The sequence below is a fragment of the Anaeromyxobacter soli genome (assembly GCF_022808855.1).
Taxonomy (GTDB): Bacteria; Myxococcota; Myxococcia; order Myxococcales; family Anaeromyxobacteraceae; genus Anaeromyxobacter; species Anaeromyxobacter soli.
Genome location: NZ_JAKZLF010000005.1, coordinates 182,109 through 205,406 on the forward strand (window position 1 = coordinate 182,109; position 23,298 = coordinate 205,406).

A 23,298-nucleotide genomic window follows, 5' to 3' on the forward strand; every position below is an offset into this window, starting at 1 on the left:
GGGCGACGCCGCGGAAGCGGCGAAGCCGCTCGCGGCGGCGCACGGGACCCGGCGAGCAGGGGTGGGGCCCCGACGAGCTTCGCCCGGCGGGGCGGGGGCGCAGCCCCCGTTCGAACATGGCTAAACGACAGCGTGATTCGCGTCACCGAAGGTGATCGCGAAGCACGAACTGTCGTTTAGAACGCCTCCAGCACGAGCACGTACACCTCGACGCCCGTCCGGCTCGCGGCCAGGTCGAGCCGGATGTTGGCGCCCTCCTCCGTGAGCCGGAAGCGCAGGCCGGCGCCGCCGGTGACCTGCACGGTCCGCAGCGAGAGGTCCCGGAGCCCCGGGGCGACGGCGCCCGCCGCCGCGAAGGTGGTGGCGCTGATCCGCTGCCAGACCGGCACCCGCAGCTCCGCCTGCGCCGCCCAGTCGAGCCGGTCGCGGTAGCGGCCCTCCCGGACGCCGCGCAGGAAGTGGGTGCTTCCGAGCTTCGGCAGCAGCGTGAACGGTGGGTCGCCGTGGGCGCCCTCGGCGTAGCCGTCGAGCCCGAGCACGCGCCCGCGGCCGAGCCCCAGGAACCGGCTCACCTCCAGGACCCCGCGCCCGAAGCCGTGGCTCCGGCCGAACCCCTCCGGCGCGTAGACGTACCAGGTCTGCGCCAGGGTCCCCGTGGTGGGCCAGAAGGCGCTGTCCCGCGAGTCCCAGCGCGCGCTCGCGCCGAGCGCGGCCGCGGAGTAGCCGTTCCACCCGGTGACGTCGCCTTCCGCGAGCGCGCTTCCCGGCCGCCGGTCGCGGATCTCCTCCGCACGGAGGTCCAGGCGCGGCCCGGCGCTCAGGTGCGCGACGATCGGGAACTCGGCGGCGATCACCAGCTCGGCCGCGCGGCGGGTGAAGTCCTCGCGCTGCGCGGTCGTGGTGTGCGGGCCTATCCCGTAGAACACGTCGGGGAAGTGGACGACGCGCGCGCGCCCGGACAGGAGCGCACCGCCCGGGAGGTAGACGTCCCCCGCGACGTCCAGCGAGCCCTGCCGCTGCAGCGTGTAGACGGCGCCGGCGAAGAGGCTGCTCGTCCGCGGAGCGCCGTCGAGGTGGAGATGGAGGCCGCCGCTCACGCCGAAGCCGAGCCGGGTCTCGGGAAGCCAGAACAGGACCGGTAGCGCGAACCAGCGGCTCCCGCGGTGCGTCGCCTCGGCGGCTGCGACGTGCCCGGACTGATGGGCGGAGGTCTCGGCGGACCGCTCTCCGGGCTCGGTCGGCGGCGCCGGAGGAGGCGGCGGCGGAGCTGCTCGAGGGCGTGACTCCTGCGGCGCGGGGTCCGTGGCCTGCGACGCCGGCGCCGCCGGCGCGCTGCGCGGTGCGTCCCCCGCCTGCGCGCCCTCCGCGGGCGCCGCCGCGGCCGAGGGATCCGGCGGAGGCAGCTCGGGCGCGCCGGCGCACAGCGCTGCGGATGCGAGGAGGACCAGGGCGACGCTCATGGGTCGAGAACGAAGCTACCGCCGGGCCAGGCGCTGCGCAGGGCGAGGAGCGGGGCCTCCCTCATGGCGCAGAGAAGGCGTCCTCCGGCGCACGGCCCCCGCGGACACCCGCGAGGAGCGGGTCGAGGAGGAGGCCGCGGAGCCGGCGCTCGCGCCAGGCGCCTCGCAAATGCAAGGGGCTCCCCGGAGACGTCCGGGGAGCCCTTCGAGCAAACGCCGCCTGCGGCGCTACTTCATCTTCTCGGCCTTGATCTCCACGGCCAGCGGCTTGTCGTCCTTGAGGTTGAACGACGCCTTCACGTCCTGCCCCTGCTTCAGCTGGGACGCGGCGACGTGCTGGCCGTCGAGCTCGATCTTCGTGTTGTGATCGACGCTCAGCTTGGCCGCCGGCAGCTCGTCGCGACGGACGGTGATCGAGCTCGCAGTGACGGCCTCGATCTTGCCCTTCACCTCGTAGTTGTCCTTGCCCTCGAACATCGGGTGCTTCCGCTCGTCGCGCGCCGCCATCGAGCCGGTGCCCGTGCCCGCCGCGGTGCCCTGGCGCATCTCGTCCCTGCGCGCGTCCTGCACCTTCTCCTGAGCCTCCGCCTTCTCCTTGCGGACGTCCTTCTGCGCCTCGGCGGTCTTCTTCTGCGCGTCCGCCTGGGCCTCTGCGGTCTTCTCGTGCGCCTTGGCCTCCGCCTTCTGGACCTTCTCCTGCGCCTCGGCCTCCGCCTTCGCCGGATCCTCCGCCCGGACGCCCTGCGCCCAGGCGAGCGCGGCCAGCGCGCCCACGATTGCGATCTTTCTCATGGTCAACTCCCCTCCCTGTGGCGGGCGTCGCGCCCGCAAGCGAGAAGGTGCGCACTCTCCCGCCGTCCGGGAAACCTGGCGTCTGCGAGCGGGTCGATGCACGCCAGGGGGCGGAGGCGGACGCAGCGGCGCCCGTCCACCCCTCGACGTTCCATCCGCCCGCGCGGCGCGCGAGGGAGCGAGCCCCTTCTCCGAGCGTGCACCTTCGACTCGGCTCGCCGCGATCGCGACGGCAGGCGCGGCGCGCCTATTCAAGCGCCCCGCGGGCTCCCTCCGCCGCGGGGCTCGAGGGTCGAGGTGCTAGGCGGTTTCGATCCGGGCGGCCTTCTCGAGCCCGAGCTCCTGGATCGCCTGCTCGCGCATGCGGAACTTCTGGACCTTGCCGGTGACCGTCATCGGGAACGCGTCCACGAACTTGTAGTAGCGCGGGATCTTGTAGGTCGCGATCTTGCCGCGGCAGAGCCGCCGGAGATCGTCGCCCGTGAGCGTCACGCCGGGGCGCAGCTTCACCCACGCCATGAGCTCCTCGCCGTACTTCGCGTCCGGCACCCCGATCACCTGCACGTCGGAGACGCCGGGGAGCGTGTAGAGGAACTCCTCCACCTCGCGCGGGAAGACGTTCTCCCCGCCGCGCAGGACCATGTCCTTGATGCGGCCGACGATCTTCACGTAGCCGTCGGCGTCCACCGTGGCGAGATCGCCCGTGTGCATCCAGCGCCCGGTGTCGATCGCGTCGCGCGACGCGGGCGCGTCGTTCCAGTAGCCGATCATCACCGAGTAGCCGCGCGTGCACAGCTCGCCCGGCGTGCCCCGCGGCACGACGCGCCCGGTGGTCGGATCGACGACCTTGATCTCGACGTGCGGGTGGACCTGGCCGACGGTGGTGACCCGCTTCTCGAGCGGATCGTCCGGGCGCGACTGCGTGGACACCGGCGAGGTCTCGGTCATGCCGTAGCAGATCGTGACCTCCGGCATGTGCATGTCCCGCTGGACCCGCTTCATCACCTCGATCGGGCAGGGCGAGCCCGCCATGATGCCGGTGCGGAGCGACGAGAAGTCGAACGCGGAGAACTCCGGGTGGTCGAGCTCGGCGATGAACATCGTCGGGACGCCGTAGAGCGAGGTGCAGCGCTCCTCCTGCACGGTCCGCATCACCGACTGTGGCTCGAAGCTCTCCGCCGGGATCACCATCGCCGCGCCGTGCGTGGTGCAGGCGAGGTTCCCCATCACCATGCCGAAGCAGTGGTAGAAGGGCACCGGGATGCAGACGCGGTCCTCCTCGGTGTAGCGGAGGTACTGCGCGACGAAGTAGCCGTTGTTGAGGATGTTGTGGTGCGAGAGCGTCGCGCCCTTCGGGAAGCCGGTCGTGCCGCTCGTGTACTGGATGTTGATCGGCTCGTCGAACTGCAGGTCGCGCTCGACGCGCGAGAGCTCCTCCTCGGAGAGGCGGCGCGCGTCCTGCCGGAGGTCGGTCCACTCCTCGTCGATGACGATCGTCTGCCGCAGCTCCGGGCAGCGGAGCCGGACCTCCCGCACCATCGTGACGTAGTCGGCCTGGCGGAACGCGCGCGCGAGCAGGAGCGTCGAGACGCCCGCGTGCCGGAGCGCGTACTCGAGCTCGTGCACGCGGTAGGCGGGGTTCACGTTCACGAGGATCGCGCCCACGCGGGCGCAGGCGTACTGGAGCACCACCCACTCGAACCGGTTCGGCGACCAGAGCCCGACGCGGTCGCCCTTGCGCACGCCGCGGACGAGCAGCGCCCGCGCGATCTCGGAGGTCTGCTCCCAGAGCTCGCGGTACGTCGCGCGGTACCCCTGCTGGACCGAGACGAGCGCCTCGCGCTCCGGGAACCGGGTCACGGTGCGGCGCAGGTTCTCCCCGATGGTCTCGCCGAGGAGCGGCGCCGAGGACGGGCCGCTCAGGTAGGAAGGTGCGTACAAAGAGATGCCTCCCGCGCGCGGTTCGCGCAAAGGTCGGCATCGTATTTCGGCGGGCGAGCGGCCGCTAGACCCTGCGCGTCAGGGCAAGAGCACCACCGACCCGGTGGTCTCGCGCGCCGCGAGCGCCCGCTGCGCGTCGGCGGCCTCCGCGAGCGGCAGGGTCCGGCCGATCTGCACCCTCACCTTCCCGGTCCGCAGCATCTCGAAGAGCGCGGCGGCCCCGCGCTCGAGGTCCTCCCGCCGGGCGATGTACGTGAAGACCGACGGCCGCGTGAGGAAGAGCGAGCCCTTCCGCCCGAGCACGGCGGGGTCGAACGGCGGGACCGACCCGGAGGCGTTCCCGAAGAGGACCATCAGCCCGAGGGGCGAGAGGCAGTCGAGCGATCCGTCGAAGGTGGCCTTGCCGACGGAGTCGTAGACGACCGGGACGCCCGCGCCGCCGGTGATCTCGCGCACGCGCCTCGGGAAGTCCTCGCGCGTGTAGACGATCACGTGGTCGCAGCCGTGGGCGCGCGCGATCTCCGCCTTCTCGTCCGAGCCGACGGTCCCGATGACGGTCGCGCCGAGCGCCTTCAGCCACTGCACCGCGATGAGCCCGACGCCGCCGGCGGCGGCCTGCAGGAGCACCGTCTCTCCCGCACGGACCGCGTGCGTGCGCCGCACCAGCGCGTGCACCGTGAGCCCCTTCGTCAGGACCGCCGCGGCCGTGCGATCGGCGATGTCGTCGGGCAGCTTCACGAGCCGGTCCGCCGGGACGAGCCGCACCTCCGAGTACGAGCCCGGCGGCCCGGTGTAGGCCACGCGATCGCCGGCGTGCACGTGCGTGACGCCGGCGCCGACCGCCTCCACCACGCCGGCGCCCTCGACCCCGACGCCGGACGGGAGCGGCAGCGGGTAGAGCCCGGAGCGGTGGTAGATGTCGACGAAGTTCACGCCGATCGCGGTGTGGCGGACGCGCGCCTCGCCCGCGCCGGGCGCGCCGACCTGGACGTCCTCGAGCCGGAGCACCTCCGGCCCGCCGGTCTCGTGGAAGCGGATGGCCCTGGGCATGCCCGGCTCCTAACCTTGGGCGGCGCGGCACGCCAGGGCCCGCCCGGCGCGGGCGAGGCCGAGAAAATCAGGGGAGCAGGCAGGCGGAGCCCCATCGGCGTGCCGACACTGTCCCCGCCATGCGCCCCGCCAACCACCTCCTCGCACCTCGGCCGTCCGTCCTCCTCCTCGCCGCGTCGGCCCTCGGGGCGCTCCTGGCGTGCGGCGGCGCGGGCGGTCCGCCCTCCTCGGGCGCCACCGCCGGCGCGGCGGGTCCCGATGTGCCACCGCCGCCGTCCTCCAGCCCCATCGCCGCGTCGGGCGCGCCCGGAGCGGCCTCCCTGGACCTCGAGCGGCTCGACGCCGCCGCCGAGTGCGACGCGCTCGTCCCCACCGCTGCGCCCGAGCCGGTGACCGTCCGGCTGACCGCCCCCGCGGGCGGTACCTGCGTCGCCGGCAGCGCCGACGGGACCGGCGCGGTCGCGCTCGGCGTGCGCGACGCGGCGGGTGCGCTCACCTGGCAGGCGCGCTCCCGCGACGGTAGCCCGCTGGGCACCTTCGCGGCCGAGGCGCTCGTCGCCGCGCCGGACGGCTGGCAGGGGCTCGCCGGAGCGGCCGGCACGGTCGAGCACGTCTCGATCGCGCCCGACGGGCGGGTGCGCCGCGCCTCCCCGATCTCGCCGGACCCGGCGCTGCGCACCGGCTTCCGCTCGAGGCTGGCGCAGGATCCCCAGGGCGGGAGCGTGGTGCTGTTCCGCTCGGTCACGGTGGCCGGCAACCACTGGAACGCGCTCGACGCGTTCCGCTTCGACGCGAGCGGGGCGCCCCGCTGGCCCGAGGCGGTGCCGGTGTCGTCCGACCCCGACGCGGCGGAGCCGTACTTCATGGCCGCCGGCGTCTCCATCACCGGCGCCGCGCTCATGCTCTTCCAGGACTCCGCCTACCTCCGCGCGCACTGGGTCGAGCCCTCGGGCGCGGCGGTGGCCGACGCCGGCGAGCCCGAGGCCTCCGCCGCCGTCGTCGGCGAGGGGCTCAGCCACGACGTGGACGTCGCGCCGCTCCTCGACGGCGGGCTCGCGGTCCGCTCGGACGGGAGCTGGCTGCGCCGCTACGCGCCGCTCGCCGCGCGCTCGGAGCCCCTGCCGGCCTGGCTCGCGGAGCGCGCGCGCTGGGGGTACCGCCTCACGCGCGGCAACGCGGGCTACGCCGCCCTGGAGCCCGCCGGCGTGGCCGCGCCCGACTGCGTGCAGCGGATCGAGCTCGTCGCGCCCTCGGGCCGGCTCTGCGGTCGCATCACGATCCGTGAGGGCGCCCAGGGCTGCACGACCGGCGCCCTCGACCAGGGCTGGGACGGGACGGTGGTGCAGCAGTCCGGCAAGGACGCGTGCACGTTCCGCTGGTGGCCCGCGCTGCTCGCCCGCGGCTGAGGGCCCGACGGCCGGCCCCGGCCGAACCCTCCATCCCTCCCGCGGCTCTCATCGGGCGGCGGCCTCTCGCCGCCCCCGCAGCCGGAGGAACGCCGTGCGCTCGAGCCTCATCGCCGTGGCAGCCGTCCTCGCCGCGCTCGTCCTGCCGGGCGCGGCCGGCGCCCAGGTCAGGACCGTCGGCGCCGACGAGGTCCGGGCGCTCGTCTCCGGCGCGCGGAAGGCCGTCCTCGTGGACAGCCGCAGCCCCGAGGAGTACGCCGAGGCCCACCTGCCGGGCGCCATAAGCATCCCGGCGGCGTGGACGAAGGCGTACCAGGGCTCCCTCCCGAAGGACCGCGCGGCGCCCATCGTCTTCTACTGCCGCGGCGGCGGCTGAACGCTGAGCCAGGAGGCCGCCCGTGCGGCGGCCGAGATGGGCTACAAGAACCTCCACGTCTACCAGGGCGGCCTGCCGGACTGGCTCGGCCGTGGATTGCCGGTGGAGCGCGGCGGGCCGGCGGCGAAGCGCGGCTGACCCTCGACGTCCGCGCCGCGGCCGCCGGTGGCTCAGCGGAGCGCGTCCATGAGGGCGTCGAGCACCTCCCGCGGCGGCCGCACCGCCTCCGCGGGCAGCGTCGCGAGCGGCGCGTCCACGAGGTTCAGGAGATCGACGAGGCTCGGCGCCTTCGCGTCCACGAAGAGCACGCCGGTGAGCACGTCGCCGCCCGCCTGCGCCTCGACGAGGCGCGACATCGCCCGGCCGCGGTCGCGCGGATCGTACCCCTCCTCCAGCTTGCGCAGCCGCAGGTGCGAGCCGTCGTGCATCGTCACGTCCACGGTGGTCCCCGGGTCGTACTCGACCGCGAGGTCCTCGAACGCCGGCACGAACTGGAGCTCGTGCAGCGGGACGTCGTGCTCCTTCATGTACGCGTAGGACTTGGTCGAGCCCTCGTGGTCGTTGAACGTGACGCAGGGCGAGACCACGTCGAGCATCGCCGTCCCCCGGTGCGCGAGCGCCGCCCGCAGCATGGCCGAGAGCTGGCGCTTGTCGCCCGAGAAGGAGCGGCCGACGAACGTGGCGCCGAGCTGGATCGCGAGCGTGCAGAGGTCGATGGCGGGCAGGTCGTTCTGCACGCCGGTCTTGAGCTTCGCCCCGAGATCGGCCGTCGCCGAGAACTGCCCCTTCGTGAGCCCGTACACGCCGTTGTTCTCGACGACGTAGAGGATCGGGAGGTTCCGGCGCATGAGGTGCACGAACTGGCCGATCCCGATGGAGGCGGTGTCCCCGTCGCCGGAGACGCCGAGCGCGAGGAGCTCGCGGTTCGCGAGGACCGCGCCGGTCGCGACGGACGGCATGCGCCCGTGCAGCGCGTTGAACGCGTGCGAGCGGCTCATGAAGTAGGCGGGGCTCTTCGACGAGCAGCCGATCCCGGAGAGCTTGGCGACGCGCTCGGGGGGCACCCCCATCTCGTACATCGCCTCCAGGATGCGCTCGGAGATCGCGTTGTGGCCGCAGCCGGCGCAGAGCGTGCTCTTCGCGCCCTTGTACTCGACGACGCTGAGGCCGAGCCGGTTGGTGCGCGGGGCGGCGGGGGTCGCGGGGGTGGCCATGTCAGCGCGCCTCCTCGGCGCGGATCGCGTCGGACACCGTGCGGGCGTCGAGCGGCAGCCCGTCGAGGTGCGGGACGGGGCGGAGCCGCGGGACGAGCGCGGCCGGCAGATCGAGCTTCAGCAGCGCCGCGAGCTGCCCGTCGCGGTTCTGCTCCACCACGTACACCCGCTCGTGCGCCTCCACGAACTCGCGCACCTCGCGCGAGAACGGGTAGGCGCGCACGCGCAGGTAGTCGGAGTCGAGCCCCGCCTCGCGGCGGAGCTGATCGCGCGCCTCGCGGAGCGCCGGATCGGAGGAGCCGTAGGCGAGGAGGCCGAGCTTCGCCTCGCCGGAGCCCTCCCGCACCGGCGCGGGCAGGAGGTCGCGCGCGCCGTCGAGCTTCTTCTCGAGCCGGGCGAGGTTCCGCTCGAACGTGCGCGGGTCCTCGCTGTAGGCGGCCTGCTCGTCGTGGCCCGTGCCGCGCGTGAAGTAGGCGGCCTTCGGGTGCGGCGTGCCCGGCAGCGTGCGCCAGCCGATCCCGTCGCCGTCCACGTCGGCGTACCGCGCGAATCCGCCCAGCCGGTCGAGGTCGTCCTTCCCGAGCACCTTCCCGCGATCGAGCGGGCGCGCCGGGTACGGGAAGGGGTCGGACATCCACACGTTCATGCCGAGATCGAGGTCGGTCATCACGAACACCGGCGTCTGGAGGCGCTCGGCGAGATCGAACGCGTCCACCCCCATCGTGAAGCACTCCTCGACCGACCCCGGGAAGAGCAGCACGTGGCGCGTGTCGCCGTGGGAGAGGAACGCCGTCGAGAGCACGTCGCCCTGGGCGGTGCGCGTGGGGAGCCCCGTCGACGGGCCGACCCGCTGGACGTCGAAGATCACCGCGGGGATCTCCGCGTAGTACGCGAGCCCGGCGAACTCGCTCATGAGGGAGACGCCCGGTCCGGCCGTGGCGGTCATCGCCCGCGCGCCGGCCCAGCCCGCCCCGATGGCCATCCCCACCGCCGCGAGCTCGTCCTCGGCCTGCACCACCGCGAAGGTCGCCTTGCCGTCCGGGCCGATGCGGTACCTGCGGAGGTGGCCGATGAGCGTCTCGACGAGCGAGGACGAGGGCGTGATGGGGTACCAGGCGACGACCGTGACGCCCGCGAAGAGGGCGCCCATCGCCGCCGCGGCGTTGCCGTCCACCAGGATCTTCCCCGCCGTCCGGTCCATCCGGCGCACGACCAGCGGATCGCGCTTCTCGAGCGTCGCCGCGTGGTCGAAGCCGGCCCGCGCCGCCGCGACGTTCAGGTCGCGGGCCCTGGGCTTGCCCGGAAACTGCTTCTCGATGGCGTGCTCCACCTCGCCGAGGTCGAGGTCGAGCAGCCGCGCGAGGACGCCCACGTACGCCATGTTGCGGAGGAGCCGCCGGAGCTTCGGCTCCTTCGTGAGCGGCTCGACGAGCGCGTCGAACGCCACCGGGTAGTACACGAGGTCGGGCCGGAGCTCCGCGAGCGCGAGCGGCGCGTCGTAGACCACCGCCGCGCCGGCGGAGAGCCCGAGCACGTCGTCGCGCGCCGTCTCGGGGTTCATCGCGACGAGGAGGTCCACCTCCTTCTTCCGCGCGATCCAGCCGTCCCGCGAGGCGCGGATCGTGTACCAGGTCGGCAGGCCCGCGATGTTCGACGGGAACAGGTTCTTGCCGGAGACCGGCACGCCCATCTGGAAGATCGCCCGCAGGAGCACGGTGTTCGAGCTCTGCGAGCCCGAGCCGTTCGCGGTCGCGACCTGGATCGAGAAGTCGTTCACCCGCGCGCCACCGTCCGGCCGGGCGGCCGGCAGTGGCGCGACGGAGCTGTCCGGGGACGCCATCGTGCGCTCCTCCATCTGCTTCATAGAGGGAGCGACATCTGGCCGCAGGAGCTTCTGCTGGGCGGGGTCGGCGGGCGGGTCGAGCGGGCAATGCCGCCCGGAGTCCGCCGGGTGCGCGCTCCCTCCGAGGGGCGTCGCGATCGGGCCTCGCCGGGGAGGCCTAGCGCCCGAGATGCAGCGCCAGGTCCCGATCGAGCCCGGCGAGGTGCTCGCGCAGCCAGTCGGAGAGCCAGTTGTGGAGCGCGAGGCCGGCGGCGGCGCTGCCGCCGTCGCGCGCGTGGGCTCGGAGGTGGCCCTCGAGCTCACCCCGGAAGCGGGCGTGCGCGGCGCGGTGCTCCTCGAGGCGCGGGTAGCCGGCGGCGACCATGAGCCGCTCCTCCGCGAGGAAGTGCCGCTCCGCGTAGCCGGCGAGGTACGTGAACAGCGCCTCGACCCCCGCCCGATCGCCCGTGCGCAGCGCGCGCACGAGCCGCTCGGCCCGGTGGAACAGCTCGACGTGGTCGGCGTCGATCTCCGCGACCCCGACCGCGAGCGACGGGCTCCACTCGAGCGGCATGCCCGACGAGTGCGCCCATCGCGACGATCCGTCAACGTCGCGGCCGCGCGCCTTTCGGGCATGCGCCGCGGCGCGCAGCGCGGCCGCCTTCCCGGCCGGCCCGGCCGGTCACGCGAGCACGAGGAGGAGGTCCTCCTTCTCCACCTTGTCGCCCTCCTTGAAGCGGACCTCGGCGACGGTGCAGTCCGCCTTCGCCTTCACGTTCGTCTCCATCTTCATCGCCTCGGTGACGAGCAGCACCGCGCCGGCCTTCACCTGCTCGCCGGCCTTCACGTTCACCTTCACGACCTTGCCGGGCATGGGGGCGCCGACGTGGGCGGGGTTCCCGCGCTCGGCCTTCGGCCGGGCCTGGGCCCCCTGCGCCGCGGACTGGTCGCGCACGGTGATGGTGCGCGCCTCGCCGTTCAGCTCGAAGAAGAGATCGCGCGTGCCGTCCTTCTCGAGCTTGCCGACGGTCACGAGGCGCACGATGAGCGTCTTGCCGGGCTCGATCTCGATCGAGGTCTCCTGCCCCGGCTCGAGCCCGTAGAGGAACACCGGCGTCGGGACGACCGAGGTGTCCGAGAACTCCTCGCGGTGACGCACGAGGTCCGGCCACACGTTCGGGTAGAGCAGCCACGACACGAGCGCCTTGTCGTCCACCGGTACGCCGGCGCGCTCCGCCGCGCGCGCCCGCTCGCGCTCCAGGTCGGCGGGCTCGAGCAGCTCGCCCGGGCGGCGCGTGATGGGCTCCTGGTCCTTCAGGATCACCCGGCGGAGCTCCTCCGGGAAGCCGCCGTGAGGCTGGCCGAGCATGCCCCTCGCGAGGCCGACCACCGACTCCGGGAAGGCGAGATCCCTGCCCTTCTCCGTGAAGAGGTCCTCGGGCTCGAGGCCGTTCTTCACGAGGAACATGGCCATGTCGCCCACGACCTTGGACGACGGCGTCACCTTGACGATGTCCCCGAAGAGCAGGTTCACCTTCCGGTACATGTCCTTGCACTCCTCCCACCGGTCGAGGAGGCCGAGCCCGGCCACCTGCGGCTTGTAGTTGGAGTACTGGCCGCCGGGGATCTCGTGGCGATAGACCTCGGCGGTCCCGCTCCGCAGCCCGGACTCGAAGGGCGCGTACCACTCGCGCACCGTCTCCCAGTAAGCGGCGAGCTCCTGCAGGCCGCCCTCGTCGAGCGCCGGGTCCCGCTCCTCGCCGCGCAGGACGGCCGCGAGCGAGTTCAGGTTGGGCTGGGCGGTGAGGCCGGAGAGGGGCGCGAGCGCCGCGTCCACCACGTCCACGCCCGCCCGCGCCGCCTCGAGCAGCGTCGCGGACGCCACGCCGGAGGTGTCGTGGGTGTGCAGGTGGACGGGGATGCCCACCGCCTCCTTGAGCGCCTTCACCAGCTTCGCCGCGGCGAAGGGCTTCAGGAGCCCCGCCATGTCCTTCACCGCGAGGAAGTGTGCGCCCATGCGCTCGAGCTCCTTCGCGAGCTTCACGTAGTAGTCGAGCGGGTACTTGTCGCGCCGCGGATCGCTGATGTCGCCCGTGTAGCAGAGCGCCGCCTCCAGCACGGCGTTCTTCTGCCGCCGCACCGCCTCGCAGGCGACCGTCATGCCCTTCGTCCAGTTGAGCGAGTCGAAGACGCGGAAGACGTCCACCCCGCTCCTCGCGGCCTCCTCCACGAACCGCTCGACCACGTTGTCAGGGTAGTTCGTGTACCCGACCGCGTTCGAGCCGCGGAGCAGCATCTGGAAGAGGACGTTCGGGATCGCGGCGCGGAGCTTGTGGAGCCGCTCCCAGGGGTCCTCCTTGAGGAAGCGCATCGACACGTCGAACGTCGCGCCTCCCCACAGCTCGAGCGAGAAGAGCCCTGCGGCGAGGCGGGCGGTGGCGGGGGCGATGCGGACCAGGTCGTCGGTGCGCACGCGCGTCGCGAGCAGCGACTGGTGCGCGTCGCGCATGGTGGTGTCGGTGAAGAGCAGCCGCCGCTCCTCGAGCGCCCAGCGCGCGAGCCCCTCCGGCCCGCGCTCGAGGAGGAGGTCGCGCGATCCCTTCGGCGGGCGGCCCGACATCTCCACCTTCGGCAGGCGCGGCTCGCGGAGCTCCGCCGAGCGGAGCGGCTTCGCCACGCCGGGCGAGCCGTTCACGATCACCTCGCCGAGGTAGCGCAGGAGCTTCGTGCCGCGGTCCTTCTTGACCTTGGCCTGCATGAGCTCCGGGTGCCCCTCGATGAACGATGTGTCGCAGTCGCCCGCCAGGAACACGGGGTGGCGCGCGACGTTCTCGAGGAAGGCGATGTTGGTCTTCACCCCGCGGACGCGGAACTCCTGGAGCGAGCGGTCCATCACCCGCGCCGCCGCGCCGAGCGTCAGCCCCCAGGTGGTGATCTTCACGAGCAGCGAGTCGTAGTGCGGCGTGATAACCGCGCCGGTGAAGGCGCTGCCCGCGTCGAGCCGCACGCCGAACCCGCCCGGCGAGCGGTACGCCTTCAGCACCCCGTAGTCGGGCGCGAAGCCGTTCTGCGGGTCCTCGGTGGTGATGCGGCACTGGATGGCGAAGCCTCGGCGCTGCACGTCCTCCTGCCGCGCGATGCCGATCTCCGGATCGGAGAGCTTCTTCCCCTGGGCCACGAGGAGCTGCGCCTGCACGAGGTTGCGGCCGGTGATGCTCTCCGTGACCGTGTGCTCCACCTGGATGCGCGGGTTCACCTCGATGAAGTAGTGCCGCCCCTCGCGGTCCACGAGGAACTCCACCGTGCCGGCGTTCCGGTACGCCACGCTGCGCGCGATCTTGAGCGCGTCCTCGCAGATCGCCGCGCGCTGCGCCTCGGAGAGCGCGAGCGAGGGCGCGAACTCGACGACCTTCTGGTGCCGGCGCTGGATCGAGCAGTCGCGCTCGAACAGGTGGACGAGGTTCCCGTGGTGGTCGCCGAGGATCTGCACCTCGATGTGCTTCGGCCGCTCGATGTACCGCTCGAGGAAGACGGCCGGGTTGCCGAACGCCGCGCCCGCCTCGCTGCGCGCCGACACGAGCCCCTCGACGAGCTCGCGCTGGTTGCGGGCGACGCGCATGCCGCGCCCGCCGCCGCCCGCGCTCGCCTTGATGATGATGGGGTAGCCGTGCTCGCGCGCGAAGACGAGCGCCTCCTCGTCGTGCGCGATCGGCTCGGCGGTGCCGGGCACGACCGGTACGCCCGCCGCCTGCGCCGCCTTGCGGCCCGCCACCTTGTCGCCCAGCCGGCGCTGCATCTCCGGCGTCGGCCCCACGAAGACGATGCCGGCCCGCTCGCACGCCTCGGCGAACTCCGCGTTCTCGGAGAGGAAGCCGTAGCCGGGGTGGATCGCGTCCACCTCGAGCCGCTTCGCGAGCGCGACGATCTCCTCGATGCCGAGGTACGCGTCGATGGGCTTCTTGCCCTTGCCGACGAGGTACGCCTCGTCCGCCTTGTAGCGGTGCAGCGAGAGGCGGTCCTCCTCCGAGTAGATCGCGATCGTCTGGATCCCGAGCTCGGTGCAGGCGCGGAAGATGCGGATGGCGATCTCGCCACGGTTGGCGGCCATCACTCTCTTGAACGGGACGGGCATGTGCGGCTCCTCGAAGCGAACGGTGGACGCCCACCCGTCGCGGCGGCGCGGGCGTCGGGGTCTCGGGTGTCGTTCGCTGCTGGCCGCCCGGCCTGCCGGAGCAGGCGCGGTTGCGAGGAGGATCAAGTCGGGCTTGGCGAGCCTCGGCTCGGTCCAGCGCGTCCTACGTGCGGCAATGGAGCACAGTTCGACGCGACGTGTCGAGGGGTCCGTGAGCCACGCGGACGTGATTCTGGAGTCGAGCGGCGGGGGATGGGCGGGGCCGCCGCGCCGGCGGCCCGAGGACGGGGGAAACGGGCCGGCGAGCGGTGATTCCGGGCTTTGTCCGGGGATTTCGAGGCCCTGGGGCGGCCGGATGGCGCGGCGTCGGCCCCGCGGGCCATCGAAAGCCGGACGACGAATCTTCACCCATCGTGACTTGATTGAGCGGACGTCGACCGCCACCGTGCGCCGCCACCCTCGCGGCGCTCCGCGGGCAGCGCAGCTCTTTGCCGCACGACACGGCTGCACGGGCCTGACGGAGCGGCGTGGCAGGATCGCGCAGTGGGCAAGATCTCCGCTGCGATTCTCGACACCGCCGAGCCCTTCATCACGGCGCTACCAGATCACGCCTCGGCCGTGGCGCGCGAGGACGCCATCCGCCTCGGCGTCCTCATCTGGAATGCGCTCGTGTGCCAGCGCCTTGGCGATCCCGAGCCCTTTCGAGAAGCGCTCGCGCGGTTCCGCGCGCTGCCCGAGCCGCAGTGCACGGTGATGGCCACGCTCGTGGCCCAGGTCGTCGAGCGCAAGGTGGAGCGATACGCCGACGACGTACGGATGGTGCGCGACTGGAAGCTCACCCAGCGCGAGAACGGCGAGGCGACGCTCTGGGCCGAAGCCGTCACGTCACGTCCGTAGCCTGACCCCGCGCACAATCGCATCGAGATGGGGCGCGCGGCGGGGGGCGAGCTCTTCGATGCCGAACGTCAGGGGCACGTGGCAACGTTCGCCCAATCAAGTTGCTCAGGGTGAACCCCATGGCCTCCCGCACCCCTCAGCTGCCCCTCCTGCTCCCGCCCCGGCCAGGCTGGGGCGGTGCGCGTCCGAACGCTGGGCGGAAGCCACGCGGTGAGAAGCCGGGGCTGCCGCATCGGACGCGCGTTCAGGTCGACCCGCGCACGCCGCTCCACGTGACGCTTCGCACGCGAGCGCACGTGTGGAACCTGCGGAGCCGGCGCTGCTACGCGATCTTCGCGGGTGCGCTTCGCGCCGTCGCCGGACGAACGGACTTCCGCGTCGTGCACTTCTCCGTCCAGGGGAACCACCTGCACCTCGTCGTCGAGGCGGACGACGCGCGAGCGCTCGCGGGCGGGATGAAGGCGGTCTCGGGACGGGTCGCGCTGGGGCTCAACGCGCTCATGGAGAAGCGCGGGCCCGTCTTCACGGATCGCTATCACGCGCACGCCCTCCGCACGCTGGCCGAGGTCCGAAACGCGCTCCGGTACGTTCTCGGCAACTTCTCGAGTCACGCGTTGCGGCGCGGGGAGGCGGTGCCGGCGAGCTACGTGGACGCCTACTCGTCCGCCGCGGCGCGCTGCCCCGACGGCGAGCCGCCGCCGGTGGCGGCGCCGCGCACGTGGGTGCTGCAGGTGTGCGGCGGGCCGAGTTCCGCGCGGAGCCGGGCCGGCCTCGCGGCCGGCTCGTGAGGCGGAGGGAGGCGAGCGCGTCGCCCCCCTCCGCCCGAGCACGGCGCGCGGGCGCGGCCGCGTCAGCGCATCCCCATCACCGCGTCCGGGAGCCAGGTCGCGATCCCGGGGAAGACGCACAGGAGCACGACCGCCACCACCATGAGGCCCACGAACGGCATCACGCCCCAGACGACGTCGCGGAGCGGGATGTCCGGCGCGACGTTGTTGATGACGAAGATGTTGAGGCCGACCGGCGGGTGGATGAGCCCCATCTCCATCACCACGGTCATCACCACGCCGAACCAGACCAGGTCGAACCCGGCCGCCTTGAGGGGCGGCAGGATGATCGGCGCGGTCATGAGGATGATCGAGACCGGCGGCAGGAAGAAGCCGAGCACCACCACGAACACGAGGATGGCCGCGAGGAGCACCCAGCGCGAGAGGTGCATGGCCACGATCCACTCGGCGGCCGACTGGCTGATGTGCAGGTAGCTCATCACGTACGAGTACAGGAGCGACATGCCGATGATGAACAGCAGCATGGTCGACTCCTTGAGCGTCCCCGCGAAGATCGGCTTCAGGTCGCGCGGGCGCCACATGCGGTAGATGATCCCCACCAGCACGAGCGCCAGGATCGCGCCGAGGCCCGCGGTCTCGGAGGGCGTGGCGAAGCCGCCGTACAGCGCGACCATGACGCCGACCAGCAGGACCACGAAGGGGAGGACCTTCGGCAGCATCCGCGTCTTCTCGGCGAGCGAGAGCTCCGGCTCGTCGAGGTGCGCGGCGCGGACGCCGGTGCGCTCGTAGGTGGCGAGGGCGGCGCGGTACTCCTTCTTGAAGCGGAACACCGTGTAGCCCGCGAACAGGAGCACGAGCAGCGCGCCCGGGCCGATGCCGGCCAGGAAGAGCCGCCCGAGCGACTGCTCCGACGCGACCGCGAAGAGGATCATGGTGATCGACGGCGGCAGGAGGATCCCCAGCGTCCCGCCCGCGGCGATGATCCCCGCCGCGAGCCGGGGGGAGTACCCGCGGGACCGCATCTCGGGGATGCCGGAGCTGCCGATGGCGGACGCGGTCGCCGGGCTCGACCCGGCCATGGCCGCGAACAGCGCGCACGCGAACACGTTGGCGATGCCGAGGCCGCCCGGGATGCGCCGGATCCAGGCGTGGATGGCGGAGTAGAGGTCCGCCCCGGCGCGCGACTTGCCGATGGCCGCGCCCTTCAGGATGAAGAGCGGGATGGAGAGGAGCGTGATGCTCGACATCTCCTCGTAGACGTTCTGGGTGACGGTGTCGAGCGCCGCGCCGGGCATGAAGAAGTACATGAAGACGACCGCCACCATCCCGAGCGCGAAGGCGACCGGCACGCCCGAGAACATCACGAGCAGGGTGGCCGCGCCGTAGAGACCGCCGACGACGGAGACGCTCATTCGGTTGCTCCTTCCGGCGCGAGGCGATGCAGGACCTGCAGCACGAGCTGGAGGGTGAGGAGGGTCATCCCCACCGTCATGAGCGAGTACGGGATCCACATCGGCGGGCCCCACGACGAGGACGACGTCTGGCCGTCCACGACCGCCTCGTGGAGGAGCGCCCAGGACTTCCAGGTGAAGAACGTGCAGAACAGGAGCGACACCAGGTCCGCGACGAGCGCGCGGGCCCGGTTCACGCGGGGCGGCAGGATCGAGGCGAGCGCCGCGATGGCCACGTGCCCCCGCTGCGCCTGGACCTGCGCCGCCGTCAGGAAGGTCGCGCCGACCATGAGGAACACGGCCGCCTCGTCCTGCCAGTCGGTCGGGACCTTGAAGAAGTAGCGGGTGACGACGCTGCCCGTGAGGACGGCCGCCGCGCCGAGGATCGCCAGGGCGGAGACGATCACGGTGTGGCGGTTCAGGGCGGCGAGCGCGCGCATGGCCACGCCGAGGGCGCCCGCGCGCGGCAGCGCCGGCAGCTCGGCTGCCCTGGCCTCGAGCTCGAATCCGTGGCTCACAGGGTCTTCTCCGCGAGCGAGAGGAGCCGGGCGCAGCGCTCGTTGCGCGCGGCGAAGTCCTTCCAGGCGGTGGCGCGGGCGATGTCCTGCCAGCGACGGACGGTGGCCTCGGACAGGTCCACGGGCTTCGCGCCCGCCTTCGCGAACGCCGCCGCGACGAGCTGGTCGTCCGCCTTCGCGGAGTTGACGCCGAACGACTCGAGCTCCGCGCCGACCGTCATGATCACCGACTGCAGGTCCTTCGGCAGCCCGTCGAAGATCGCGCGCGACATGATGAGCGGCTCGAGCATGAACCAGTAGGCCTTCCCGCGACCCGTGACGAGCTGCTTCGCGACCTCCTCCAGGCGGAAGGAGATGAGGCTCGTCGACGAGGTCATGGCCGCGTCGAGCGCCCCCGTCTGCATGCCCGCGTAGATCTCGTTCGAGGGGAGCGAGACCACGGTGGCCCCCGCCTCCTTGAGGACCATGTCCATCTCGCGGCTGCCGCCGCGGACCTTCTGCCCCTTCGCGTCCTGGGGCTCGACGATGGCGCCGCTGCGGCAGGCGACGCCGCCCGCCTGCCAGACCCAGCTCACGATCACGATGCCCTTGTCGGCGAGGAGATCGGTGAGGTACTTGCCCACCTCGCCGTGCTTCCAGGCCATGCCCTGCTCGTACGAGGTCACGACGCCCGGCATGAGGCCGATGTTGAGCTCGGGGACCTCGCCGCCCGCGTACGAGAGCGGGAAGAGGCTCATGTCGAGCGCGCCCTTGCGGGCGGCGCTGAACTGCGCGTTGACCTTCATGAGCGAGGAGCTCGGGTAGACCGTCCCGGTCAGCGCGCCGTTCGTCCGCTTCGCGATCTCGGCCGCGAACCGGCGGCACAGGCGGTCGCGGAAGTCGCCGTCCGTGAGGGTGCCGCCGGGGAACTGGTGCGAGATCTTGAGCTCCGTCGTGCCCGCCGCGAGGGCGCGCCGGCCGACGAGCGCCAGCGCCGGCGAGGCCAGCATTCCGAACAGCAGGTTCCTGCGGGTGAACTGGTGCACGATCGCCTCCGCGCTGCGGGTCAGTGGGTTGGGACGACGGGACGGGACGCTTCGACGGCATACGTTTCGCGCAGCGCGCTCTTCAGGACCTTCCCCATCGCGTTGCGGGGGAGGTGGTCGACGAAGTGCACGTGCTTCGGGACCTTGTAGGAGGCGAGCCGGGCCTTCAGCGCGCCCACGATCCGGCCGGCGTCGAGCGCCGGATCGCGCCGGACCACGACGGCGGTGACCGCCTCGCCGAGGTCGCGGTGGGGCACGCCGATGACGGCCGACTCGACGACGCCGGGGAGCGCGTCGAGGGCGAGCTCGACCTCCTTCGGGTAGACGTTGAACCCGCCGGAGATGACGAGATCGCTCGTCCGACCGACGAGCGTCACGTACCCGTCCTCCGCCACGGTGCCGAGATCGCCGGTGCGGAACCAGCCGTCGGCGGTGAAGGCCTCCGCCGTCTTCTCCGGCTGGCGCCAGTAGCCCTTCATCACCGCGGGGCCGCGGATCTGGAGCACGCCCACCGCGCCCCGGGAGAGCGGCCGGCCCTCGGCGTCGGCGACGCGCAGCTCGACCCCTTCGATGGCCCTCCCGACGCTGCCCGGACGGCGCTCGCCGTCGAGCGGGTTCGAGGTGATGACGACGGCCTCCGTCATGCCGTAGCGCTCGAGCACGGCGTGCCCGGTGCGCTCCGCGAAGGCGCGGCTCGTCTCCGCGAGCAGGGGCGCCGACCCCGAGGTGAAGAGCCGCACGGACCGGCACGCCTCCGGGCCGAACCCGGGCAGATCCAGCAGGCGGGTGTAGAACGTCGGGACGCCCATCATCGCGGTGGCGCGAGGCAGGAGCTCCGCGACGCGCTCGGCCGAGAACCTGGCGAGGAACAGCATCGCGCTGCCGGAGAGCAGCGCGCAGTGCGCGGCGATGAAGAGGCCGTGGGCGTGGAACAGCGGCAGCGCGTGCAGCAGCCGATCGCGTTCGGTGAACCCCCACAGGTTCGTCAGGGCCCGGGCGTTGCTCGCCAGGTTCCCGTGCGTGAGCATCGCGCCCTTCTGCCGCCCGGTCGTCCCGGACGTGTAGAGGATCGCGGCGACGTCGTCGCGCCCGCGGGGCGCGGTGGGGAACGCGTCGTCCTCGGCGGCGGCGCGCTCCGCGAGCGTCCCCTTCCCCGCGGCGTCCAGCGTGAGGCAGGCCGGGACGCCGCACGCGGCGGCCAGCGGCGCCTTGCCCGCCGCGTCGGCCGGATCGAACACGAACGCGGCGGGCGCGGCGTCCTCGAGGAAGTACCGGAGCTCCGCCACCGTGTAGGCGGGGTTCAGCGGGACGTAGATGCCGCCGCGCCGGAGCACCGCCAGGTACAGGCAGTAGGCCTCTGGCGACTTCTCGACCTGGACGGCGACCCGGTCGCCGGGCTCCACCCCGTGCGCGGCGAGCGCGTTCGCGTACCGCCCGATGAGCGACCGCAGCTCGGCGTACGTGAGCCGCCGCCCGCCGTCCGTCTCGATGAAGGTCGCGTCGTCGCGCCCGCGCTCCGTGAGGACGTCGAACAGGTTTTCGCTAGGTGCGTCCGTTCGTCGCATCGTCCCGTCCGTTCGGTCGGCATCGTGCATTCTGTACGCTGTATACAAAGCAACCTGCGACAAAGCGGTCAACCCCCCGTCCGCCCCCTTGTTGGGGCGGGCGGACGAGCGACTCAGGTCGGGATGGCGGGAGGGGCCGCGGCGGCGCGGCGGGCGTAGCGCTCGGCGAGGGCCGAGCACGCGAAGAGCTGAAGCTGGTGGTAGCACATGACCGGCAGCACGATCAGGCCGAGGCCGGGCTGCGCTCCGAACAGCACCTTCGCCATCCCCACTCCCGAGGAGAGCGCCTTCTTCGAGCCGCAGAACACCGCCGCGATCTCGTCCTCCTTCGCGAGCCCCACCCAGCCCGCCACCGCCGTCGTGAGGGCGAGCACGAGGGCGAGGAGCACGGCCGCGCCGGCGAGCGTCAGCGCGAGGACCCCGGGGCCGTGGTGCGACCAAAGGCCCGAGCTCACCGAGTCGCAGAACGCCACGTAGACGATGACGAGGATCACCGCCTTGTCGAGGCGGTGCGCCTGGCGCTCGTGGCGCGCGTAGAAGCCCCCGAGGAGCGGGCGGAGCGCGAGGCCGACGGCGAGCGGGACGAGGATGAGCACGCCGACGGTGAGGATGGAGCGCGCGAGCGGCGGCCGGCCGCCGCCGGACGCGCTCCCGGCGAGGGACACGAGGAGCGGCGTCACGAAGACGCCGAGCACGTTCGACGCGATGGCGTTGAAGATCGCGCCGGGGACGTTGCCGCGCGCGATGCCCGTCATGGCGACGGAGGACGAGATCGTGGACGGCAGCACGCTCAGGTAGAAGAAGCCGAGCAGGAGCGGCCGCGGGAGGAAGCGGCCGAACGTGGCGCCGAGCGCGAGGTACAGGACCGGGAAGACACAGAACGTGAACGCCTGCACGACGGCGTGGAGCCTCCAGCGCAGGAGCCCGGCCTTCAGGCGAGCGGTGTCGAGCCCGAGCCCGTGCAGGAGGAAGATGGCGAAGATCCCGGCGTCGGCCACGCGATCGCCGTGCATCGGACCGCCGGTCCTCCCCGCCCCCGGGAGCGCCGTCGCGAGCACCACCGCGCCGATCATCCCGGCGAGAAACCCGTGTCGCCGCAGCGCGTTACGCTGGCGACCCCCACCTGAGCTCCCGCCTGTCCGCCCGTTCTCCGGTTGAGCTGGCATGTTCTCTGTTGTATACAGCATGCAGAATGCTGAATACCACCACGCGCGCGCCGGTTCCCGCTTCGCCCTGGAGAACACGCCCCGCCGAGAAGGCCCGCCGGCTCGGGCGCGTCGCTCCCTTCGTGGACGGAAAGGCGCTCCGCGCCGACCGGCTGGTGGAGGCGCTCGAGGCGCTCGTCTCTCCCGGCGACCGCGTGGCGCTGGAGGGCGACAACCAGAAGCAGGCGGACTTCCTGTCGCGCTCGCTCGCGCGGGTGGACCCCGCGGCGGTGCACGACGTGCACCTGCTCATCTCCAGCATCAGCCGGCCCGAGCACCTCGCCCTGTTCGAGCACGGGATCGCGCGCAAGGTGGACTTCGCCTTCGCCGGACCGCAGAGCCTCCGGCTCGCGCAGCTGCTCGAGGACGGCAAGCTCGAGATCGGCGCCATCCACACCTACGTCGAGCTCTACGCGCGGATGTTCGTGGACCTCACGCCGAACGTGGCGCTCGTCTGCGCGGACAAGGCGGACGCGCACGGCAACCTCTACACGGGACCGAACACCGAGGACACGCCCACGATCGTGGAGGCGACCGCGTTCCGCCACGGCGTGGTCGTCGCGCAGGTGAACGAGATCGTGGACGAGCTGCCGCGCGTGGACGTCCCGGGCTCCTGGATCGACCTCGTCGTGGTCGCCGACAGGCCCTACGCGGTCGAGCCGCTCTTCACGCGCGACCCGCGGCACATCAACGAGCTGCAGATCCTGATGGGGATGATGGTCATCCGCGGGATCTACGAGCGGCACGGCGTCACCTCGCTCAACCACGGCATCGGGTTCGACACCGCGGCGATCGAGCTCCTCCTGCCGACCTACGGCGAGTCGCTCGGGCTGCGCGGCCGGATCTGCCGGAACTGGGCGCTGAACCCCCACCCCACCCTCATCCCCGCCATCGAGCGCGGCTGGGTGGAGAGCGTCCACTGCTTCGGCAGCGAGGTCGGGATGGAGGACTACGTGCGGGCGCGCCCCGACGTGTTCTTCACCGGCAAGGACGGCAGCCTGCGGTCGAACCGCGTGCTGTGCCAGCTCGCCGGGCAGTACGGCGTGGACCTCTTCATCGGCTCGACGCTCCAGATGGACGCGGACGCGAACTCCTCCACGGTCACGCTCGGCCGCCTCGCCGGGTTCGGCGGTGCGCCGAACATGGGCCACGATCCGCGGGGACGCCGTCACGCGAGCGCGCCGTGGCTCGACCTCATCACGGCGGAGGGAGACGTCGTCCGCGGGCGCAAGATCGTCGTCCAGCTCGCCGAGACCTACCAGAAGGGCGGCCAGCCGGTCTTCGTCGAGTCGCTGGACGCGGTGCAGGTCGGGAAGGCGAGCGGGATGCCGGTCGCGCCCGTGATGATCTACGGCGACGACGTCACGCACGTCGTGACGGAGGAAGGGATCGCCTACCTCTACCGCGCGGACGGGCCGACGGAGCGCCGCGCGGCCCTCGCGGCGGTCGCCGGGGCGACGCCCGTGGGGCTCGGAGCCGACGCCCGGCGGACCGAGGGGCTGCGCCGGCGCGGCATCGTCGCGTTCCCCGAGGACCTCGGCGTGCGCCGCCTCGACGCGAGGCGCTCGCTCCTCGCGGCCCGCAGCATCGACGACCTCGTCGCCTGGTCGGGCGGGCTCTACCGGCCGCCCGCCCGCTTCCGGTCCTGGTGAACGC

Annotated in this window: 18 protein-coding genes; 5 read left to right on the forward strand and 13 right to left on the reverse strand. The window is 72.7% G+C overall.

Annotated elements, in window-relative coordinates:
- Nucleotides 1–176: 176 nt before the first annotated feature.
- From MLV88_RS06085 to MLV88_RS06100, 4 genes are all read right to left on the reverse strand, one after another.
- Nucleotides 177–1,460, reverse strand: a complete 1,284-nt coding sequence (locus MLV88_RS06085; protein WP_242360825.1) for an outer membrane protein assembly factor — start codon at nucleotides 1,458–1,460, stop codon at nucleotides 177–179.
- Between the two features lie 228 nt (nucleotides 1,461–1,688).
- Nucleotides 1,689–2,252, reverse strand: a complete 564-nt coding sequence (locus tag MLV88_RS06090; RefSeq protein WP_242360828.1) for a DUF5666 domain-containing protein — start codon at nucleotides 2,250–2,252, stop codon at nucleotides 1,689–1,691.
- Between the two features lie 300 nt (nucleotides 2,253–2,552).
- Nucleotides 2,553–4,193, reverse strand: a complete 1,641-nt coding sequence (locus MLV88_RS06095; protein WP_242334987.1) for an AMP-binding protein — start codon at nucleotides 4,191–4,193, stop codon at nucleotides 2,553–2,555.
- Nucleotides 4,194–4,271: 78 nt separating this feature from the next.
- Nucleotides 4,272–5,243 (reverse strand): quinone oxidoreductase family protein, encoded by a 972-nt coding sequence (locus MLV88_RS06100; RefSeq protein WP_242334990.1) that lies wholly within the window; start codon nucleotides 5,241–5,243, stop codon nucleotides 4,272–4,274.
- 119 nt (nucleotides 5,244–5,362) lie between these two features.
- Between MLV88_RS06100 and MLV88_RS06105 the strand changes: the two genes are divergently transcribed.
- Nucleotides 5,363–6,649: a hypothetical protein gene (locus tag MLV88_RS06105; RefSeq protein ID WP_242334993.1), complete on the forward strand. Its 1,287-nt coding sequence runs from the start codon at nucleotides 5,363–5,365 to the stop codon at nucleotides 6,647–6,649.
- Between the two features lie 94 nt (nucleotides 6,650–6,743).
- A complete protein-coding gene (locus MLV88_RS06110; protein WP_242334996.1) occupies nucleotides 6,744–7,025 on the forward strand; it encodes a rhodanese-like domain-containing protein in 282 nt (93 codons plus the stop codon).
- A 170-nt stretch (nucleotides 7,026–7,195) separates the two neighbouring features.
- On the opposite strand, the gene MLV88_RS06115 is transcribed toward MLV88_RS06110, so the two are convergent.
- From MLV88_RS06115 to MLV88_RS06130, 4 genes are all read right to left on the reverse strand, one after another.
- Nucleotides 7,196–8,239, reverse strand: a complete 1,044-nt coding sequence (locus MLV88_RS06115) for a 2-oxoacid:ferredoxin oxidoreductase subunit beta (protein ID WP_242334999.1) — start codon at nucleotides 8,237–8,239, stop codon at nucleotides 7,196–7,198.
- A gap of 1 nt (nucleotide 8,240) precedes the next feature.
- Complete coding sequence (locus MLV88_RS06120) at nucleotides 8,241–10,103, reverse strand: 2-oxoacid:acceptor oxidoreductase subunit alpha (protein ID WP_242335002.1); 1,863 nt, start codon at nucleotides 10,101–10,103, stop codon at nucleotides 8,241–8,243.
- Between the two features lie 136 nt (nucleotides 10,104–10,239).
- Nucleotides 10,240–10,635, reverse strand: coding sequence for a bacteriohemerythrin (locus MLV88_RS06125; RefSeq protein WP_242335005.1), 396 nt, complete (start codon nucleotides 10,633–10,635; stop codon nucleotides 10,240–10,242).
- Between the two features lie 108 nt (nucleotides 10,636–10,743).
- Nucleotides 10,744–14,193 carry a pyruvate carboxylase gene (locus tag MLV88_RS06130; protein WP_242352812.1) on the reverse strand — a complete coding sequence of 1,150 codons (3,450 nt, stop codon included), beginning with the start codon at nucleotides 14,191–14,193 and terminating at the stop codon, nucleotides 10,744–10,746.
- Between the two features lie 543 nt (nucleotides 14,194–14,736).
- Here MLV88_RS06130 and MLV88_RS06135 point away from each other — a divergent pair.
- Nucleotides 14,737–15,090, forward strand: a complete 354-nt coding sequence (locus MLV88_RS06135) for a hypothetical protein (RefSeq protein WP_242352810.1) — start codon at nucleotides 14,737–14,739, stop codon at nucleotides 15,088–15,090.
- A 272-nt stretch (nucleotides 15,091–15,362) separates the two neighbouring features.
- Entirely contained in the window at nucleotides 15,363–15,878 is a 516-nt protein-coding gene (locus MLV88_RS06140) for a transposase (RefSeq protein ID WP_243337052.1), read from the forward strand.
- A gap of 62 nt (nucleotides 15,879–15,940) precedes the next feature.
- Here the strand turns inward: MLV88_RS06140 and MLV88_RS06145 are convergent, their stop codons facing one another.
- From MLV88_RS06145 to MLV88_RS06165, 5 genes are all read right to left on the reverse strand, one after another.
- Nucleotides 15,941–17,290, reverse strand: coding sequence for a TRAP transporter large permease (locus MLV88_RS06145; RefSeq protein ID WP_242335018.1), 1,350 nt, complete (start codon nucleotides 17,288–17,290; stop codon nucleotides 15,941–15,943).
- Nucleotides 17,287–17,847, reverse strand: coding sequence for a TRAP transporter small permease (locus MLV88_RS06150; protein WP_242335021.1), 561 nt, complete (start codon nucleotides 17,845–17,847; stop codon nucleotides 17,287–17,289). Before MLV88_RS06150 ends, MLV88_RS06145 begins: the two co-directional genes overlap by 4 nt.
- The gene (gene dctP / locus MLV88_RS06155; RefSeq protein ID WP_242335024.1) at nucleotides 17,844–18,872 is read right to left on the reverse strand and encodes a TRAP transporter substrate-binding protein DctP; all 1,029 of its coding nucleotides are present in this window, start codon (nucleotides 18,870–18,872) and stop codon (nucleotides 17,844–17,846) included. Before dctP ends, MLV88_RS06150 begins: the two co-directional genes overlap by 4 nt.
- Nucleotides 18,873–18,892: 20 nt before the next feature.
- Nucleotides 18,893–20,437, reverse strand: coding sequence for an AMP-binding protein (locus MLV88_RS06160; RefSeq protein WP_242352806.1), 1,545 nt, complete (start codon nucleotides 20,435–20,437; stop codon nucleotides 18,893–18,895).
- A gap of 113 nt (nucleotides 20,438–20,550) precedes the next feature.
- Nucleotides 20,551–21,537: a bile acid:sodium symporter family protein gene (locus MLV88_RS06165; protein WP_277957204.1), complete on the reverse strand. Its 987-nt coding sequence runs from the start codon at nucleotides 21,535–21,537 to the stop codon at nucleotides 20,551–20,553.
- 92 nt (nucleotides 21,538–21,629) lie between these two features.
- Here MLV88_RS06165 and mdcA point away from each other — a divergent pair, with 92 nt between their 5' ends.
- Nucleotides 21,630–23,294, forward strand: a complete 1,665-nt coding sequence (gene mdcA / locus MLV88_RS06170; protein WP_242352802.1) for a malonate decarboxylase subunit alpha — start codon at nucleotides 21,630–21,632, stop codon at nucleotides 23,292–23,294.
- Nucleotides 23,295–23,298 lie beyond the last annotated feature (4 nt).

What these genes read in the sequence shown, in the direction of transcription:
- MLV88_RS06085 (WP_242360825.1), bottom strand. Translation starts at nt 1,460, where the DNA reads ATGAGCGTCGCCCTGGTCCTCCTCGCATCCGCAGCGCTGTGCGCCGGC.
- MLV88_RS06090 (WP_242360828.1), bottom strand. Translation starts at nt 2,252, where the DNA reads ATGAGAAAGATCGCAATCGTGGGCGCGCTGGCCGCGCTCGCCTGGGCG.
- MLV88_RS06100 (WP_242334990.1), bottom strand. Translation starts at nt 5,243, where the DNA reads ATGCCCAGGGCCATCCGCTTCCACGAGACCGGCGGGCCGGAGGTGCTC.
- MLV88_RS06105 (WP_242334993.1), top strand. Translation starts at nt 5,363, where the DNA reads ATGCGCCCCGCCAACCACCTCCTCGCACCTCGGCCGTCCGTCCTCCTC.
- MLV88_RS06115 (WP_242334999.1), bottom strand. Translation starts at nt 8,239, where the DNA reads ATGGCCACCCCCGCGACCCCCGCCGCCCCGCGCACCAACCGGCTCGGC.
- MLV88_RS06120 (WP_242335002.1), bottom strand. Translation starts at nt 10,103, where the DNA reads ATGAAGCAGATGGAGGAGCGCACGATGGCGTCCCCGGACAGCTCCGTC.
- MLV88_RS06125 (WP_242335005.1), bottom strand. Translation starts at nt 10,635, where the DNA reads ATGCCGCTCGAGTGGAGCCCGTCGCTCGCGGTCGGGGTCGCGGAGATC.
- MLV88_RS06130 (WP_242352812.1), bottom strand. Translation starts at nt 14,193, where the DNA reads ATGCCCGTCCCGTTCAAGAGAGTGATGGCCGCCAACCGTGGCGAGATC.
- MLV88_RS06145 (WP_242335018.1), bottom strand. Translation starts at nt 17,290, where the DNA reads ATGAGCGTCTCCGTCGTCGGCGGTCTCTACGGCGCGGCCACCCTGCTC.
- MLV88_RS06160 (WP_242352806.1), bottom strand. Translation starts at nt 20,437, where the DNA reads ATGCGACGAACGGACGCACCTAGCGAAAACCTGTTCGACGTCCTCACG.
- mdcA (WP_242352802.1), top strand. Translation starts at nt 21,630, where the DNA reads ATGCTGAATACCACCACGCGCGCGCCGGTTCCCGCTTCGCCCTGGAGA.